17 protein-coding genes are annotated in these 16198 nt (G+C 63.5%); 15 read left to right on the top strand and 2 right to left on the bottom strand.

Annotated elements, in window-relative coordinates; translation table 11 throughout:
- The first annotated feature begins 13 nt into the window (after nt 1-13).
- The 5 genes from tkt (at nt 14) to ACO055_RS03615 (ending at nt 6000) form a co-directional block, all read left to right on the top strand.
- Entirely contained in the window at nt 14-1981 is a 1968-nt protein-coding gene (tkt, locus tag ACO055_RS03635) for a transketolase (protein ID WP_422061248.1), read from the top strand.
- A 36-nt stretch (nt 1982-2017) separates the two neighbouring features.
- Nucleotides 2018-3025 (top strand): type I glyceraldehyde-3-phosphate dehydrogenase, encoded by a 1008-nt coding sequence (gene gap / locus ACO055_RS03630; RefSeq protein WP_422061247.1) that lies wholly within the window; start codon nt 2018-2020, stop codon nt 3023-3025.
- Nucleotides 3026-3158: 133 nt separating this feature from the next.
- The gene (locus ACO055_RS03625) at nt 3159-4355 is read left to right on the top strand and encodes a phosphoglycerate kinase (protein WP_422061246.1); all 1197 of its coding nucleotides are present in this window, start codon (nt 3159-3161) and stop codon (nt 4353-4355) included.
- 79 nt (nt 4356-4434) lie between these two features.
- The gene (locus ACO055_RS03620; RefSeq protein WP_422061245.1) at nt 4435-5325 is read left to right on the top strand and encodes a fructose bisphosphate aldolase; all 891 of its coding nucleotides are present in this window, start codon (nt 4435-4437) and stop codon (nt 5323-5325) included.
- Nucleotides 5326-5343: 18 nt separating this feature from the next.
- Nucleotides 5344-6000, top strand: a complete 657-nt coding sequence (locus ACO055_RS03615) for an O-methyltransferase (protein WP_422061244.1) — start codon at nt 5344-5346, stop codon at nt 5998-6000.
- Here the strand turns inward: ACO055_RS03615 and ACO055_RS03610 are convergent.
- Entirely contained in the window at nt 5997-6398 is a 402-nt protein-coding gene (locus ACO055_RS03610; protein WP_422061243.1) for a hypothetical protein, read from the bottom strand. The genes ACO055_RS03615 and ACO055_RS03610 overlap by 4 nt on opposite strands.
- A 35-nt stretch (nt 6399-6433) precedes the next feature.
- Between ACO055_RS03610 and thiE the strand changes: the two genes are divergently transcribed.
- The 5 genes from thiE (at nt 6434) to ACO055_RS03585 (ending at nt 11424) form a co-directional block, all read left to right on the top strand.
- Nucleotides 6434-7060, top strand: coding sequence for a thiamine phosphate synthase (thiE, locus tag ACO055_RS03605; RefSeq protein WP_422061242.1), 627 nt, complete (start codon nt 6434-6436; stop codon nt 7058-7060).
- Nucleotides 7057-7572 (top strand): M23 family metallopeptidase, encoded by a 516-nt coding sequence (locus tag ACO055_RS03600; RefSeq protein ID WP_422061241.1) that lies wholly within the window; start codon nt 7057-7059, stop codon nt 7570-7572. The genes thiE and ACO055_RS03600 overlap by 4 nt, the downstream gene beginning before the upstream one ends.
- Before the next feature lie 311 nt (nt 7573-7883).
- Nucleotides 7884-9833: an OPT family oligopeptide transporter gene (locus ACO055_RS03595; RefSeq protein ID WP_422061240.1), complete on the top strand. Its 1950-nt coding sequence runs from the start codon at nt 7884-7886 to the stop codon at nt 9831-9833.
- Nucleotides 9834-9945: 112 nt separating this feature from the next.
- A complete protein-coding gene (gene efp, locus ACO055_RS03590) occupies nt 9946-10509 on the top strand; it encodes an elongation factor P (protein ID WP_422061239.1) in 564 nt (187 codons plus the stop codon).
- 96 nt (nt 10510-10605) lie between these two features.
- Nucleotides 10606-11424, top strand: a complete 819-nt coding sequence (locus ACO055_RS03585; RefSeq protein ID WP_422061238.1) for an inositol monophosphatase family protein — start codon at nt 10606-10608, stop codon at nt 11422-11424.
- A gap of 107 nt (nt 11425-11531) precedes the next feature.
- Here the strand turns inward: ACO055_RS03585 and ACO055_RS03580 are convergent, their stop codons facing one another.
- A complete protein-coding gene (locus ACO055_RS03580) occupies nt 11532-12125 on the bottom strand; it encodes a YbjN domain-containing protein (protein WP_422061237.1) in 594 nt (197 codons plus the stop codon).
- A 107-nt stretch (nt 12126-12232) separates the two neighbouring features.
- On the opposite strand from ACO055_RS03580, the gene ACO055_RS03575 reads away from it, so the two are divergent.
- The 5 genes from ACO055_RS03575 to ACO055_RS03555 all read left to right on the top strand — a co-directional run bounded on the left by ACO055_RS03575 (nt 12233) and on the right by ACO055_RS03555 (nt 16144).
- Nucleotides 12233-12607: an NADH-quinone oxidoreductase subunit A gene (locus ACO055_RS03575; RefSeq protein ID WP_058456716.1), complete on the top strand. Its 375-nt coding sequence runs from the start codon at nt 12233-12235 to the stop codon at nt 12605-12607.
- Complete coding sequence (locus ACO055_RS03570; protein WP_422061236.1) at nt 12604-13158, top strand: NuoB/complex I 20 kDa subunit family protein; 555 nt, start codon at nt 12604-12606, stop codon at nt 13156-13158. The genes ACO055_RS03575 and ACO055_RS03570 overlap by 4 nt, the downstream gene beginning before the upstream one ends.
- Nucleotides 13158-14096 carry an NADH-quinone oxidoreductase subunit C gene (locus tag ACO055_RS03565; protein WP_422061235.1) on the top strand — a complete coding sequence of 313 codons (939 nt, stop codon included), beginning with the start codon at nt 13158-13160 and terminating at the stop codon, nt 14094-14096. Before ACO055_RS03570 ends, ACO055_RS03565 begins: the two co-directional genes overlap by 1 nt.
- A gap of 35 nt (nt 14097-14131) precedes the next feature.
- The gene (locus tag ACO055_RS03560) at nt 14132-15349 is read left to right on the top strand and encodes an NADH-quinone oxidoreductase subunit D (protein WP_422062406.1); all 1218 of its coding nucleotides are present in this window, start codon (nt 14132-14134) and stop codon (nt 15347-15349) included.
- 126 nt (nt 15350-15475) lie between these two features.
- Nucleotides 15476-16144: a complex I 24 kDa subunit family protein gene (locus tag ACO055_RS03555; RefSeq protein ID WP_422061234.1), complete on the top strand. Its 669-nt coding sequence runs from the start codon at nt 15476-15478 to the stop codon at nt 16142-16144.
- Nucleotides 16145-16198: the final 54 nt, after the last annotated feature.

The raw sequence follows: 16198 nt of genomic DNA, 5'->3' as shown, positions 1-16198 counted from the left end.
TCCCGGGGGACTCATGACATTGCCCGAACGCCAGCTCGCCAACGCCATCCGCGCGCTTGCGATGGATGCTGTACAGGCCGCGAATAGCGGTCATCCGGGGATGCCGATGGGCATGGCCGACGTCGCCAGCGTGCTCTATTCCGATTATCTGAAATTCGATCCGACCGACCCGAAATGGGCCGACCGAGACCGATTCGTCCTGTCGGCAGGTCATGGCTCGATGCTCGCCTACGCGACGCTGCACCTTGCGGGCTATGCGCGGCCGACGATCGACGATATCCGCAATTTTCGTCAGCTGAATAGCCCGTGCGCGGGACATCCCGAGAATTTCGAGCTCGAGGGTGTCGAAACGACGACGGGGCCGTTGGGGCAGGGGCTGGCGACGGCGGTCGGAATGGCGATTGCCGAGCGGCATCTGAATGCGATCTATGGCGACGATCTGGTCGATCATCGCACATATGTGATAGCGGGCGACGGGTGCCTGATGGAAGGCATCAACCACGAAGCCATCGGTTTGGCCGGGCATTTGCAGCTCGGACGCCTGGTGGTGCTGTGGGATGACAACAAGATCACGATCGACGGCGCAACCGATCTGTCGACGAGCGAAGATGTGGCAGCGCGCTATGCGGCGACCGGCTGGCATGTCGACAGCTGCGACGGGCATGATCCCGCCGACATCCGCCGTGCGCTCGACGGGGCGCTGGCTGACAACCGGCCGTCGCTGATCGCGTGCCGGACGGTCATCGGCTTCGGCGCGCCGAACAAGCAGGGGACGTCGGCAACGCATGGCTCGCCGCTCGGCGCGGACGAAGTCGCGGCAGCGCGCGAGACGCTGGGCTGGACCGCCGAGCCGTTCGTCATTCCGGGCGATATCGCCGCGGCATGGGCAGCGTTTGGCGAGAAGGGCAAGGCACTTCATGCCGAATGGAATGATCGCCTGGCAAATAACGATAATAAAATAGAATTTGAGGACCGCCTGAGCGGCAAGGTCGTTCCCGGCGATGCGTTCAAGGCGTATCTGGACGGCCTGATCGCCGAGCCACCGAAGGTTGCGACGCGCAAGGCGTCGGAGAACACGCTGAGCGCTCTGACCGCCGATATCGGCGCGATGCTGGGCGGCAGCGCCGACCTGACGGGTTCGAACAACACCAAAACATCGTCGACCAAGCCGCTGACCAAGAATGATTATTCTGGGCGCTATATTTATTACGGCATCCGCGAATTCGGCATGTCGGCAGCGATGAACGGCATGGCGCTGCACGGCGGTATCGTCCCCTATGGCGGGACGTTCCTGGTGTTCGCCGACTATTGCCGCGCGGCGATCCGCCTGTCGGCGCTCCAGCGCCAGCGTGTCGTCTATGTGATGACGCACGATAGCATCGGGCTGGGCGAAGACGGGCCGACACACCAGCCGATCGAGCATCTGCAATCGCTGCGCGCGATGCCGAACCTGCTCGTGATGCGCCCCGCCGATGCGGTCGAAACCGCCGAATGTTGGGCAATTGCGCTGGCGGAGCAGAATCGCCCCTCACTTCTCGCGCTGACCCGTCAGAACCTCCCGCCGCTGCGTCATGACGTCACGCAAAATCTTTGTTTGAAAGGCGGTTACCGCCTTCGTTCGGCTTCGGCGGGCCGCAAGGTCGTGCTGGTCGCGACGGGCTCCGAAGTTTCGCTCGCGATGGATATTGCCGACAGGCTGGAGGCCGCAGGCCAGGGCGCCGATGTCGTCTCGATGGTCTCGACCGAGCTTTTCGACGAACAAAGTCCCGCTTATCAGGCCGATATCCTGCCCAACGACGTGCTACTCGTCTCGATCGAGGCTGGCACGACCTTCGGGTGGGAGCGCTATACCGGCCGCGACGGCCTGCGCTTTGGTATTGACAGTTTTGGCGCGTCGGCGCCGATCGAAGACCTATTCAAGCACTTCGGCCTTACCGTTGATGCTATTACCCCCCAAATCCTGGCACGGATCGGCGCTTAAGACCGACGGCCAACCCCGCAGAAAGGACTCCTCGACATGGCAGTGAAAGTCGCAATCAACGGTTTCGGGCGCATCGGCCGCAATGTGGCGCGCGCGATTCTGGAGCGTACCGATCACGATCTGGAACTGGTGTCGATCAACGATCTGGGCGACGCCAAGGCGAATGCCCGCCTGCTCCGCCATGACTCGGTGCATGGCGCGTTCAACGGCAGCGTCGAAGTCGATGGCAATGACCTGATCATCAACGGCAAGCGCATTCAGGTGACCGCCGAGCGCGATCCCGCCGCGCTGCCGCATGCCGCCAACGGCATCGACATCGTGATGGAATGCACGGGCTTTTTCACGAACAAGGCCGGCGGCCAGAAGCATCTCGACGCCGGCGCCAAGCGCGTGCTGATCTCGGCGCCTGCGAAGGAAGTCGACCTGACCGTCGTGTTCGGCGTCAACGACGACAAGATCACCGCCGATCATCTGATCATCTCGAACGCGTCCTGCACCACCAACTGCCTCGCGCCCTTTGCCAAGGTGCTGCACGAGGCGATCGGTATCGAGCGCGGCCTGATGACGACCATCCACGCCTATACCAACGACCAGAAGATCCTCGACCAGATCCACGACGACCCGCGCCGCGCCCGCGCCGCGGCGATGTCGATGATCCCGACCTCGACCGGTGCGGCGGTTGCCGTCGGTCTGGTTCTGCCCGAACTCAAGGGCAAGCTCGACGGTTCGTCGATCCGTGTTCCGACCCCGAATGTGTCGGTGGTCGATCTGACTTTCACGCCGCTCCGCGAAACGACCAAGGAAGAAGTCAACGCGGTGCTGAAAGCCGCAGCCGAAGGTCCGCTGAAGGGCGTGCTGGGCTATACCGACGAGCCGCTCGTTTCGATCGATTTCAATCACAATGCGGCCAGTTCGACCATCGACAGCCTCGAGACCGCAGTGATCGACGGCAAGCTGGTGCGCGTGCTCAGCTGGTACGACAATGAATGGGGTTTCTCGAACCGCATGATCGACACCGCGGGCGTGATCGCGAAATTTATCTGATTTGCGTACGCCCCTGCACAGGCAGGGGCCCATCTTCGGGCCTATCGGGATGGAGCGAACGACAGTAGGCAGCGAGAGCGCAGAAGATGGACCCCCGCCCTCGCGGGGGACCATGGGATTGGAGTGAGGAAACGTGGCTAGCTTCAAGACCCTCGACGATATCGGCGACGTCACCGGCAAGCGCGTTCTTGTCCGCGTCGACCTCAACGTTCCGCTGTTCGAAGGCGCGGTCAGCGATGCGACGCGCATCCACGCGGCGATGCCGACGATTCGCGAGCTGTCCGACAAGGGCGCGATCGTGTTGCTTCTGGCGCATTTCGGGCGACCGAAGGGCGCAAAGAATCCGACCCAGTCGCTGTCGCTCGTCATGGGCGGGGTCGAGGATGTCCTGGGCCATTCGGTGATGTTCATTCCCGATTGCATCGGCGAAGGCGCGAAAGCGGGACTCGCGGTGCTGGCGGCGGGTGATGTCGCGGTGCTGGAAAATACGCGTTTCTATGCCGGCGAGGAAACGAATGATCCGGCTTTTGCGGATGCCCTGGCCGAGATCGGAGATTTGTACGTCAACGATGCCTTTTCGGCGGCGCACCGCGCGCATGGCTCGACCGAGGGCATTGCCCACCGGCTGCCCGCTTATGCCGGCCGTGCCATGGAAGCCGAGCTGAAGGCGCTCGACGCTGCGTTGGGCAATCCCGCGCATCCGGTGGCGGCGGTTGTCGGCGGCGCGAAGGTATCGTCGAAGATCGACGTGCTGCGCAATCTGGTCAGCCAGGTCGACCATCTGATCATCGGCGGCGGCATGGCGAACACCTTTCTCGCTGCGCGCGGGGTCGATGTCGGCAAGTCGCTGTGCGAGCATGATCTGGTCGATACCGCCAATGCGATTTTCGACGCCGCCGATGCTGCGGGTTGCACGATCCATCTGCCCTATGATGTCGTCGTCGCGAAGCAATTCGCGCCGAACCCGCCGACGCGGACGGTCAATGTTCACGAGGTCGCCGCCGACGAAATGATCCTCGATGTCGGTCCTGCCGCCGTCGAAGCGCTCGCCGACGTGCTCAAGAATTGTCGCACGCTCGTCTGGAACGGGCCGCTCGGCGCGTTCGAGACGCCGCCGTTCGACACGGCGACGGTTGCACTGGCCAAGACCGCCGCTGCGCTGACCCGCGAAGGCTCGCTGGTCTCGGTCGCGGGCGGCGGCGATACCGTCGCAGCGCTCAACCACGCTGGAGTGGCCGGCGATTTCACCTTTGTATCGACCGCAGGCGGCGCCTTCCTCGAATGGATGGAAGGCAAGCCGCTGCCGGGTGTGGACGCGCTAAAAGCCTAGATTTCTTTGCGCATTTGCATCCCGGCACCGGGGCAGCTATGCGCGCCGCCACATACGTATGCAGAAAACCGGAGACGTTATGACCACCGCCAAAGCCGAGATGCTTCAACAGATCCAATCGGGGCAGGGCTTTATCGCCGCGCTCGATCAGAGCGGCGGTTCGACGCCCAAGGCGTTGAAGGGGTATGGCATCGAGGAAGACGCCTTCTCGAACGATGAGGAAATGTTCGCCCTGATCCACGACATGCGCAGCCGCATCGTCACCGCGCCCTGCTTCAACGGCGAAAAGGTGATCGGCGCGATTCTGTTCGAACGGACGATGGACGGCGATGCGGGCGGCAAGCCGGTCCCGGCGCTGCTGTGGGACCGCGGCGTGGTGCCGTTTCTGAAGGTCGACAAGGGACTGGAAGACGAAGCCGACGGCGTTCAGCTGATGAAGGCGAACCCCGGTCTTGACGCGCTTTGCGAGCGTGCGGTCGCAAAGGGCGTGTTCGGCACCAAGATGCGCAGCGTGGTCAATCTCGCGAACCCGGCGGGGATCAAGGCGATCGTCGAGCAGCAGTTTGCCGAAGCGGCGCGCATCGCAGCGCACGGCCTGGTGCCGATCATCGAACCCGAAGTGAACATCAAGAGCACCGAGCGCGATGCCGCCGACCGCCTGTTGCTGAAGGAAATGCTCGCCGCGCTCGACGAATGGACCGGCGCGCCGGTGATGCTGAAACTGTCGTTGCCGACCGAAGCCGGTCTGTTCCAGCCGCTGGTCGACCATGCGAAGGTGCTTCGCGTCGTCGCGCTGTCGGGGGGATTTGCACGCCCCGAAGCGTGCGTCGAACTGGCGAAAAATCCTGGCATCATCGCAAGCTTCAGCCGCGCGTTGCTGGAAGACCTGCGCCACCAGATGAGCGACGACGAGTTCAACAGCTCGCTCGGCGGCGCGATCAACGACATTCATGCCGCTTCTGTAGCGTGACGTGATGGGGCGCCCAGAATGAGTGGCGGGTGGCAAGCCGTCGATGAGTATATCGCCGGGAAGCTTCTCGGCGACGACGAAGCGTTGGCCGCCACCCTCGCCAACAATGAGGCGCACGGCCTGCCACCGATCGACGTGTCGGCGGCGCAGGGGAAGATGCTGTTTCTGCTCGCGCAGATAGCGGGCGCGACGCGCATCCTCGAGGTCGGGACGCTCGGCGGTTATTCGACGATCTGGCTCGCGCGAGCGCTGCCCGAGGGCGGCGAACTCGTGACGCTGGAGCTGGAACCGCATCATGCGGCGGTTGCGCGCGAAAATCTGGACCGAGCGGGCGTTTCTTCCAAGGTCGATGTCCGCGTCGGCCCTGCAGCCGACAGTCTGGCCGCGATGGTCGACGAAGCACCGTTCGATTTCGTGTTCATCGACGCCGACAAGCAAAGCAACGCGCTCTACGTGGACGAAGCGATACGGCTCGGGCGCTGCGGCACGACGATTGTCGTCGACAATGTCGTGCGCGAAGGCGGTGTGCTCGATGTGGATAGCGACGATGAGCGGATTATCGGTACGCGCGCGTTGTTCGACATGCTCTCAGCCGATACGCGGCTCGATGCGACCGCGGTGCAGACCGTCGGCGCGAAGAAATGGGACGGCTTCGTTCTTGCGCGGGTGCTTTAGAGCCCGCCTGCGAAGCGGAAACTGAAGCGATAATCCTCGGGCTTCAGCGCTACATTGGTCATTTTTTCCGGACGTACCGATTCCAGCGTGAATTGGCCGTCGGCGAGCTGCGTCGGTTCGCCGAGCGTTACCTCGAACGGCTGTTTCGCGCCATTGCCGCGAATCCAGACCATTTGCACACGCACGCGGCCTGCCCAGATGCACCGCGCGTTCATCGGGCAGCGGCTGTCCTCCAATACCTTGATCGGCTGGACGATCGGACCGTCGACCATCGCGCGCTGACCCAGCGCGACGTCGCTGCCGTCGCGGAGCGGCGTCTGCTGGCCGGTTGCCGCGCAGGCGGAGAGCGCGAGGGCGGCGGTGAGGACGGATGCGGCGAGGCGGGCTGTGTTCTGCATTTGCCCGTTTCTGACGGCATCGCTATGAACCCGCCATGACCACAAACAGCTGCCAGCTTTACCTGATCTCTCCGCTCGACGTCGGTGGCGATTTTCCGGCGAAACTCGAAGAAGCGCTCGCCGCCGCGCCCGTCGCGGCGTTCCAGTTTCGCGTCAAGGGCGTCGACCAGCACGAGGCCGCTCGTCTGGCTGCGCCGTTGCAGGCGATCTGCGCGGCGCAGAACACCGCCTTCATCGTCAACGACGATATGGCGCTCGCCAAGCGTCTCGGCGCCGACGGGGTGCATCTGGGGCAGGGCGACGGCGACCCGCGCGAGGCACGCCGCCTGCTCGGCCCCGACGCGCAGATCGGCGTGACCTGCCACGACAGCCGTCATTTCGCGATGGAAGCGGGGGAGGCGGGGGCGGACTATGTCGCGTTCGGTGCCTTTTTCCCGACGACGACAAAAGATGTCGAGCATCATCCCGAGCCTGAAATCCTGACCTGGTGGCAAGGCTTGTTCGAACTGCCCTGCGTCGCAATAGGCGGGATCACGCCTGACAATGCGCAGGTGCTGATCGATGCGGGGGCGGATTTCCTGGCGGTGTCGAGCGCGGTGTGGGCCAATCCCGAAGGGGCTGCTGCCGCGGTTCTGCAGTTCGACAAGCTGCTGGCGGGGTGACGCGCGCGCAGCGATCGCTCCTTTCCGCGGCGCTGTGCCTGGCCGCAACGAGCGGCGCCGCGATCGAGCCCGATGCGTTCGGCATACCCGTCGAGGGCATCAAGGCGTCCGACCTGATCGATAGCTGGAGCAAGACGCGCGCCGAGGGGCGATTGCACCGCGCCATCGATATTCCCGCGCCGGTCGGCACGCCGGTGCTTGCGGCGATGGACGGGCGGATCGAGAAACTGTTCGCGTCGAAGCGCGGCGGGCTGACGATCTATCAGCGCTCGCCCGATGGCGGCCTGATCCTGTATTACGCGCATCTGCAGGCCTATCGCCGCGGGCTTGTCGAGGGGCAGGTCGTCGCGAGGGGGCAGGTGATCGCAACCGTCGGCGCCAGCGGCAACGCCGACCCTGCGTTTCCGCACCTGCATTTCCAGATTCTGAAAACCGCGCCCGGAAGCGGGTGGCAGGATGGCGATCCGGTCAATCCCTATCCGCTGTTGACGGGCCGGCGCGCGCATCCCTGACGGGGCTAACCGACCGGAAAGTCGCGGCCCGGCGCCGTGTTGGCGTTTGCGTCGAATTTGGAAACGCCATCCTTGCGCCAGCCAAAGAGCCCTGCACAGGGTGCCGGACGATTCGGCCGCTTGACCACTGCCCCGGGGGCAGGGGGAGCCTGATTGGGAAGATCGATACTCATCATGCCTGTCGTTATGAATCACCGAGTGCCGGAGGGATTGGATCGATACGTCAAATCAGCTTCGGTTCATCGCCTTTTTGCTTGCTTGTCCGCCCAGCGCCCGCGACAGGTCGCAACAGAATTGGCAGGATGATGAATATGAGCCGCGATGGCACAGCAATGCGCGAACTGACCTGGCGGGCCGTGTTACTCGGCGGACTGCTGACGCTGATGTTCACCGCGGCGAACGTCTATCTGGGACTGAAAGTCGGTCTGACCTTTGCGACCTCGATCCCCGCTGCGGTGATTTCGATGGCGCTGCTGCGCTTCATGTCGGGCGCGACGATCCTCGAGAATAATATCGTCCAGACGATCGCGAGCGCGGCGGGCACGCTCGCGGCGATCATCTTCGTGCTGCCGGGGCTGATCATGGTCGGATATTGGCAGGGTTTCCCGATGATCGAGACGACCGCGATCACCATGTTCGGCGGCATATTGGGCGTGCTTTTCTCGGTGCCGCTGCGTCGCGCGCTCGTCGTCGATTCCGATCTGCCCTATCCCGAAGGCCGCGCCGCGGCAGAAGTGCTGCAAGTGGGCGCCGCGAGCGCCGAAGGCGCGGCGGAGAATAGCGCGGGCCTGTCGGCGCTCGTCTGGAACAGCCTGATTTCCGCGGGCTTCACGCTGCTGACGCAGATGAAAATCGCCGCCGGCGAAGTTGCGCATTGGTTCAAGGTCGGCGCGGGTGCGACGGGGATTGGCGGCGGGCTGGCCTTTGCGCTGTTCGGCGTCGGCCATCTGGTCGGCCTGTCGGTCGGAATTGCACAGCTGGTCGGCCTGATCACCGGCTGGTGGATCCTGCTGCCGATCCTGACGCAGGGCGGACCCGGCGATGCCGAGACCTTGGCGAACACCGTGTTTCGCGCGGACGTGCGCTTCTTTGGCGCCGGCGTCATCGCAATCGCTGCGATCTGGACGCTGATCAAGATCGCCGGCCCCGTGTTCGGCGGCATTCGATCGGCGATGGCGGCGAGCAAGGCGCGCGGCGCCGGCGCGGTGATGGCGGTCGAGGAGCAGGATCTGTCGGTGGGTTGGGTATTCGGCGGATCTTTGTTCATGCTGCTGCCTATCGGCTGGCTGCTGCATTCGGTGTTGAGCGGGGGGCCGCTTGCGGGGTCGTCGTTCATCCTGATCGCTGGTGCGCTTGTCTTCGTGATCGTGGCCGGGCTGATGATCGCATCGGTCACCGGCTATATGGCTGGGCTGATCGGCGCGTCGAACTCGCCCGTTTCGGGGATCGGCATTCTTTCGATCATCGCATCCTCGCTCCTTCTCGTCGGCCTGCTCGGGCGCGGGGGAGGCAGCGAAGCGAGTGCAGCAATGGTCGCCTATGCGCTGATCGTCACCGGCATCGTTTTTGGTATCGCGACGATCGCGAACGACAATCTTCAGGATCTGAAGACCGGCCAGCTCGTCGGCGCAACGCCGTGGAAGCAGCAGGTCGCGCTGATGATCGGCGTCGTCTTCGGCTCGCTCGTCGTGCCGCCGGTGCTCAATGTCCTCAACGACAGCATGGGTTTCGTCGGGGTGCCGGGTGCGGGCCCGAATGCGCTGGCTGCGCCGCAGGCCGGGCTGATCTCGTCGCTGGCACAGGGCGTGCTCGGCGGCGACCTCAACTGGACGATGCTCGGTTATGGCGTCGCCGCGGGCGTCGGTTTCATCCTGCTCGACGCTTTGCTCGGCCGCATGGGCAAGCTGCGCCTGCCGCCGCTTGCGGTGGGCATCGGCATCTATCTGCCGATGGCGGTGATCCTGCCGGTGACGATCGGCGCGGTCGCGGGCTGGTTCTATGACCGCTGGGCCGACAAGCGCGCGAACGCCGAGTTCGCGCACCGCATGGGCGTGCTCACCGCAACGGGCATGATCGTTGGCGAAAGCCTGTTCGGCGTGCTGTACGCGGGTATCGTCGCGGGCACGGGCAACGACGCCCCGCTCGCAGTCGTCGGTGAAGGGTTCCAGCTGCCGTCGGTTTTCATCGGGCTCGGACTGTTCGTCGCGCTCGTCGTGATGAGCTACGCGCGCACGCGCAAAGCCGTCGAGACGACCGCCTGACGCACGCACGGCTTGCCCTTCGCCGCCCACGCGGCTAAGGGCGCGCTCCTGTGACCGGTGCGTTCCGATGCGCCGGCGGCTCTTTCCATCCTTGAACCAGCGAGTGTGCGCGATGAAAATCACCGGCGTTGAAATCCGTCCCGGCAATATTATCGAATATGAAAAGGGGATCTGGAAGGTCACCAAGATCCAGCACACCCAGCCGGGCAAGGGCGGCGCCTATATGCAGGTCGAAGCCAAGAATCTGATCGACGGCCGCAAGCTCAACAACCGCTTCCGCAGCGCCGACACGGTCGAAAAGGTCCGCCTCGACACCAAGGATTTCCAGTTCCTTTATGCCGAGGGCGACGACCTGGTCTTCATGGACAAGGATACGTTCGAGCAAATCAGCATCTCGAAGGACGTCGTCGGCGACGCCCATGAATTTCTGCAGGACGGCATGGATGTCGTGCTCGAGCTGTGGGAAGAGCGCCCGATCTCGGTCGAGCTGCCCGAAACGATCGAAGCGACGATCGTCGAGGCCGATGCGGTCGTGAAGGGGCAGACCGCGTCTTCGTCGTACAAGCCCGCGATCCTCGACAATGGCGTGCGCGTGATGGTGCCGCCGCACATCACCAGCGGCACCCGCATCGTCGTGCATGTGTACGACCGCGAATATGTGCGCCGCGCGGATTAAATGAGGTCGCCCCCGCGAAGGCGGGGGCCGCTAGCGTTTTACATTGCCGACAGCGGCCCCCGCCTTCGCGGGGGCGACGTGTTGGAAGGAAGAACTATGGCCGTATCTGGCATCATCACCGTCATGGAACGCGCCGCGCGCAAGGCCGGCACGAAGCTGCGCCGCGACTTTGGCGAGATCGAGCATCTGCAGGTTTCGCAGAAGGGTCCGGCCGATTTCGTGTCGAAGGCCGATCAGGCCGCCGAGCGTACGCTTTACGACGAACTCGGCCGCGACCGTCCGGGCTGGGGCTTTGTCCTGGAAGAAGGCGGGATCATCGAAGGCGAACCCGGCAAGCCGCGCTTCATCATCGATCCGCTCGACGGCACGTCGAACTTCCTGCACGCGATCCCGCACTTCGCGATTTCGATCGCGGTGCAGGAACCGAAGATCGGTGGCGGCTGGGGCGACGTCACGGCGGCGCTGATCTATCAGCCGGTCACCGACGAAAGCTATTGGGCGGAACGCGGCCGCGGCGCGTGGTTGCACGACCGGCGCCTGCGCGTCGCTTCGCGCCGCCACCTGAACGAATGCCTGGTTTCAACCGGCATCCCGTACATGGGTCATGGCAATATGGCGCAGTGGAGCCGCATTTTCGGTGCCGTCGCGCCAGAAGTTGCCGGTATCCGCCGCTTTGGCGCCGCCAGCCTGGACCTCGCGTGGGTTGCAGCAGGCCGCTATGACGGTTTCTGGGAAAGCGACCTTCAGATCTGGGACGTCGCGGCGGGCATGTTGCTGGTTCGCGAAGCCGGCGGTTTCGTCAGCGATTTCCGCGGCGGCGACCGCGCGATCGAGCGCAGCGAATACATCGCGGGCAGCGCAGCGGTGCATTCGAAGCTGCAAAAGCTGGTCGCAGGCGCGCTGCGCAACGCTTGACCGCCTTCCATTCTTGATCCGGCATCCCGCTTTCCGATGCTAGTAGCGGGACCCCGGATCAAGTCCGGGGTGACGAACCATATTTGTCCGCCGTTCTCGAACGCCAACTATTTTTCGAAAATGAACGTCCGGTAGCTGTCCATCAGCGATGCCCAGGTGTTGAAGGTCTCGCCGATATTTTCGCGCGGGATTCCGGCGAAATCGACGTCGACATCCATTTCCAGAACCGGATCGCCTTCGTCGTCGCGATAGGCCCGCGCAAAGCGCTTGGTCTTGTTCCATTCGTTGAAGCGGTCGAGCGAGACGTTTTTCGCGTCGCTGAACCCCATATAATATTGCAGTGTCTTGCAATTCTTGTTGTCGGTGCAGTTCATGAACAGCACCAGGAATTTCAGGCCGTTGCGGTTGCTCTCCAGATAGGGGTCCTCGCCGGGCTTGCTGATCAGGGTCGCGGGCCAGCCTTGCGACTCGACGATCGCCTTGATCGTCTGCGGATTCTTCGCGTTGACGAGTTCGGCTTGTGCCGGCGTAGCCGAAAAGACGAGCGCAGCGCCCATCGCCAGTGCGGCCCGAAGCGAAATTGGTCCCATGGTGATTCCCCAGTCAAAAGCGGGCATGGATATGCCCGAAAAACCGACCCCGATGGCGGCATTATCATGGCGATAGGCGGTCCCGCCAGCGCCCTTTGTGCTTTTGGTCACAAGCGCAACGAATTTCCTGTCCGCAGCGCTTGCGAGGCGCGGCGCACTGGCCTAAAGCGCGGCCAACAAAGGGGTGGTAAACGCCTCAAAACAGACTGCGAGCTCCCATGGTCGATCTGACGCAATATCTGCCGATTCTGATCTTTCTGGTCATTGCCGTTGGCTTGTCCTCGGCGTTCGTCTTCCTGCCGATGGGCGTGGCCCGCCTGACCGGCGCGCATAAGCCCGATCCGGCGAAGCTGACCGAATATGAATGCGGCTTCCCTGCGTTCGAGGATGCACGCAGCCAGTTCGACGTGCGCTTCTATCTCGTCGCGATCCTGTTCATCATCTTTGACCTCGAAGCCGCCTTCCTGTTTCCCTGGGCCGTCAGCCTCAAGGAAATCGGCTGGGCCGGTTGGGCGACGATGATGATATTCCTCGCCGAGCTCGCGATCGGCCTTGTGTACGCGTGGAAGAAAGGGGCGTTGGACTGGGAATGAGCAACAGTATCATCCTGCCGTCCGGCCAGATGCCGGTTGCCCCCGGCACGAACCCGGACCAGAGTTTCTTCGACGACCTCAATGGCGAAGTCGGCGACAAGGGTTTTCTCGTCACGTCGACCGAGGATCTGTTCAACTGGGCGCGCACCGGCTCGCTCTGGTGGATGACCTTTGGCCTTGCCTGCTGCGCGGTCGAGATGATCCACGTCAACATGCCGCGCTATGACATGGAGCGTTTCGGCGCCGCGCCGCGCGCCAGCCCGCGCCAGTCGGACGTGATGATCGTCGCGGGCACGCTGTGCAACAAAATGGCACCCGCGCTGCGCCGCGTGTACGATCAGATGTCGAACCCGAAATATGTCATCTCGATGGGCAGCTGCGCCAATGGCGGTGGCTATTATCACTACAGCTATTCGGTGGTGCGCGGTTGCGACCGCATCGTGCCCGTCGACATCTATGTCCCCGGCTGCCCGCCGACCGCCGAAGCCTTGCTGTACGGCGTGATGCAATTGCAGCGGAAGATCCGCCGCACCGGGACCATCGAACGCTGATGGCCAGTCCCGCTCCCCTGATCGCCCCGCGCGAGGGCATTGGCGCCGCGCTCAAGAATGCCGTCGGCGACGATCTGATCGAGCATGTCTTCGCCGTCGGCGAGGACAGCATCACCGTGCGCCGCGAAGCGATTGCGGGCGTGATGGTCGTGCTGCGCGACCAGCTGGATTACCAGCAGCTGATGGAAATCGCCGGCGTCGATTATCCCGACCGCGGCGAGCGGTTCGAAGTCGTCTATCATTTGCTCAGCGTGACCAGAAATCACCGCTTGCGCGTTCGGGTCTGCACCGACGAAGCGACGCCGGTACCGAGCATCGTGCCGGTCTGGCCGGTCGCAGGCTGGCTCGAACGCGAAGTGTTCGACATGTATGGCGTGCTGTTCGCGGGCAATCCCGACCTCCGCCGCATCCTGACCGACTATGGTTTTCAGGGGCATCCGCAGCGCAAGGACTTCCCGCTGACCGGCTATATCGAGTTGCGCTATAGCGAAGAGGACAAGCGCGTCGTGTACGAGCCGGTGAAGCTGGCGCAGGATTTCCGCAACTTCGACTTCCTCAGCCCTTGGGAAGGCGCCGACTATGTGCTGCCGGGCGACGAGAAAGCCGGCGGGACGGGCGAAGCGCCGGGCAAGGGCGCCCCGTCGCCGATGACCGCGCAGCAGGTCAAGGTTGCCGACGACAAGGCCGAAAAGAAAGCGCCCCCGCCGACGCCGAAGACCACCGACAAGCCCGAGCAGACGGGCGCAGGTGCAAAGGTCAATCTGAAGGCCGCGAAGACGAGCCGCGACGGCGCCAAGGCAACTACTGCGGCAAAGGCCAAGACGCCCGCGACCAAAGCCGCGGAAAAGGCGCCGGCCAGGCCCAAGGCGCCCGCAAAGGCGGCGGCGTCGGCCAAGCCGCGCGCGCCGCGCAAGCCTAAGACAGGAGGCGACGCATGACCGACTCCCCCCAGGTCAAGCATCACGGTAGCGATATGTTCGAAGGCTATCCGGTCGACACCGCCGATACCGCGGGCGATCAAGCCGTCACCAACTATACGATCAATTTCGGCCCGCAGCATCCCGCGGCGCACGGCGTGCTGCGCATGGTCATGGAGCTCGACGGCGAAATCATCGAGCGCGTCGATCCGCATGTCGGACTGCTCCATCGCGGCACCGAAAAGCTGATCGAATATAAGACCTATCTTCAGGCGCTGCCCTATTTTGACCGGCTGGACTATTGTTCGCCGCTCGGGATGGAGCACAGCTATGTCCTCGCGATCGAGAAATTGCTCGACCTCGAAGTCCCGGCGCGCGCGCAATATCTGCGCACGATGTTCGCCGAGCTGACGCGCATCTGCAACCATATGCTCAACATCGGGTCGCACGTCATGGACGTCGGCGCGATGACGCCGAACCTGTGGGTGTTCGAGCTGCGCGAGGATTGCCTGAACTTCTTCGAACGGGCGTCGGGCGCGCGCATGCACAGCGCTTATTTCCGGCCCGGCGGCGTCCATCAGGATGTTCCCGAAAAGTTGCTCGTCGATATCGGCGAATGGGCGGAAACGCGCCTGCCGAAGCTGTTCGGCGACGCAATGAGCCTGGTCATCGACAACCGTATCTTCAAGCAGCGCAACGTCGACATCGCGACGGTGAGCAAGGAAGACGCGCTGGCGTGGGGCTTTTCGGGACCGATGATCCGCGGCAGCGGCATCGCCTGGGATCTGCGCAAGTCGCAGCCCTATGACGCCTATGCGGCGATGGATTTCGAGATTCCCGTCGGCACGCACGGCGACTGCTATGACCGCTTCATGGTCCGCGTGCAGGAAGTCTATCAGTCGGCCAAGATCATCAAGCAGTGCCTGCGCGATATGCCGAGCGGCCCGATCGCCAGCCTCGACCGCAAGGTCGTGCCGCCCAAGCGCGGCGAGATGAAGCAGTCGATGGAATCGCTGATTCATCACTTCAAGCTCTACACTGAAGGCTTCCACGTCCCCGCCGGCGAAGTCTATGTCGCGACGGAGAGCCCCAAGGGCGAATTCGGCGTCTACCTGGTCAGCGACGGCACCAACAAGCCGTACCGCTGCAAGATCCGCCCGACGGCGTTTTCGCATCTGCAGGCGATGGATATGATGTCGAAGGGCCATATGCTCGCGGATACGACCGCGATCATTGGCGCGATCGATGTCGTGTTCGGGGAGTGCGACCGGTGATGCTCATTTTCAACCGTCATGCTGAACTTGTTTCAGCATCCACGGCCTGCGCTCTCCTTTTGCGCTCAGTCGATGGACAGAGCGGACCATGGACCCTGAAACAAGTTCAGGGTGACGAGGTTTTATATGGCTGACGCACCCAATATTCCCGACGAAGCCGAAACCCGCGCGCGCTGGGGCGCTTTTGCGTGGACCAAGGACAATGCCGCAAAGGCGAAGGCAGTCATCGCGCGCTATCCCGCGGGGCGCCAGCGCTCGGCGGTGATGCCGCTGCTCGACCTCGCGCAGCGCCAGGTCGGCGCCGAGACGCAGACGCAGGGCTGGCTGCCCGTGCCGGTGATCGAGTTCGTCGCCTCGCAGCTCGATATGCCTTTCATCCGCGCCTATGAGGTCGCGACCTTCTACACCATGTACAATATGGCGCCCGTCGGCCGCTATCATGTCCAGGTCTGCGGCACGACGCCGTGCCTGCTGCGCGGGTCGGACGATGTCATGGCCGCGTGCAAGAATCGCGGGATGGTGAAGGGCAAGACGACGCCCGACGGGCTGTTCACGCTGACCGAAGTCGAATGCATGGGCACTTGTACCAACGCGCCGATGGTTCAGATCAACGACGATAATTTCGAAGACCTCGACTATGACAGCACCGTTCGCCTGCTCGACGAACTCGCGGCGGGCAAGCAGCCGAAAGCGGGCACCCAGAACCCCAAGCGCCACACGAGCGAGCCCGAGGGCGGCCCGACGACGCTGAAGGACATGGTCAAGGCCAACCACGACTATCGGAAGGAGTGGTGAGCATGACCAAAGCCTCGTTCCTTCGTCATGCCGGACTTAATTCGGCATCCATCG

The organism is Sphingopyxis sp. (genome assembly GCF_965227415.1).
In the GTDB taxonomy this organism is placed as follows: domain Bacteria; phylum Pseudomonadota; class Alphaproteobacteria; order Sphingomonadales; family Sphingomonadaceae; genus Sphingopyxis.
The sequence above is the reverse complement of the archived record's forward strand: the minus strand, read 5'-3'. Positions and strand labels throughout refer to the sequence as shown.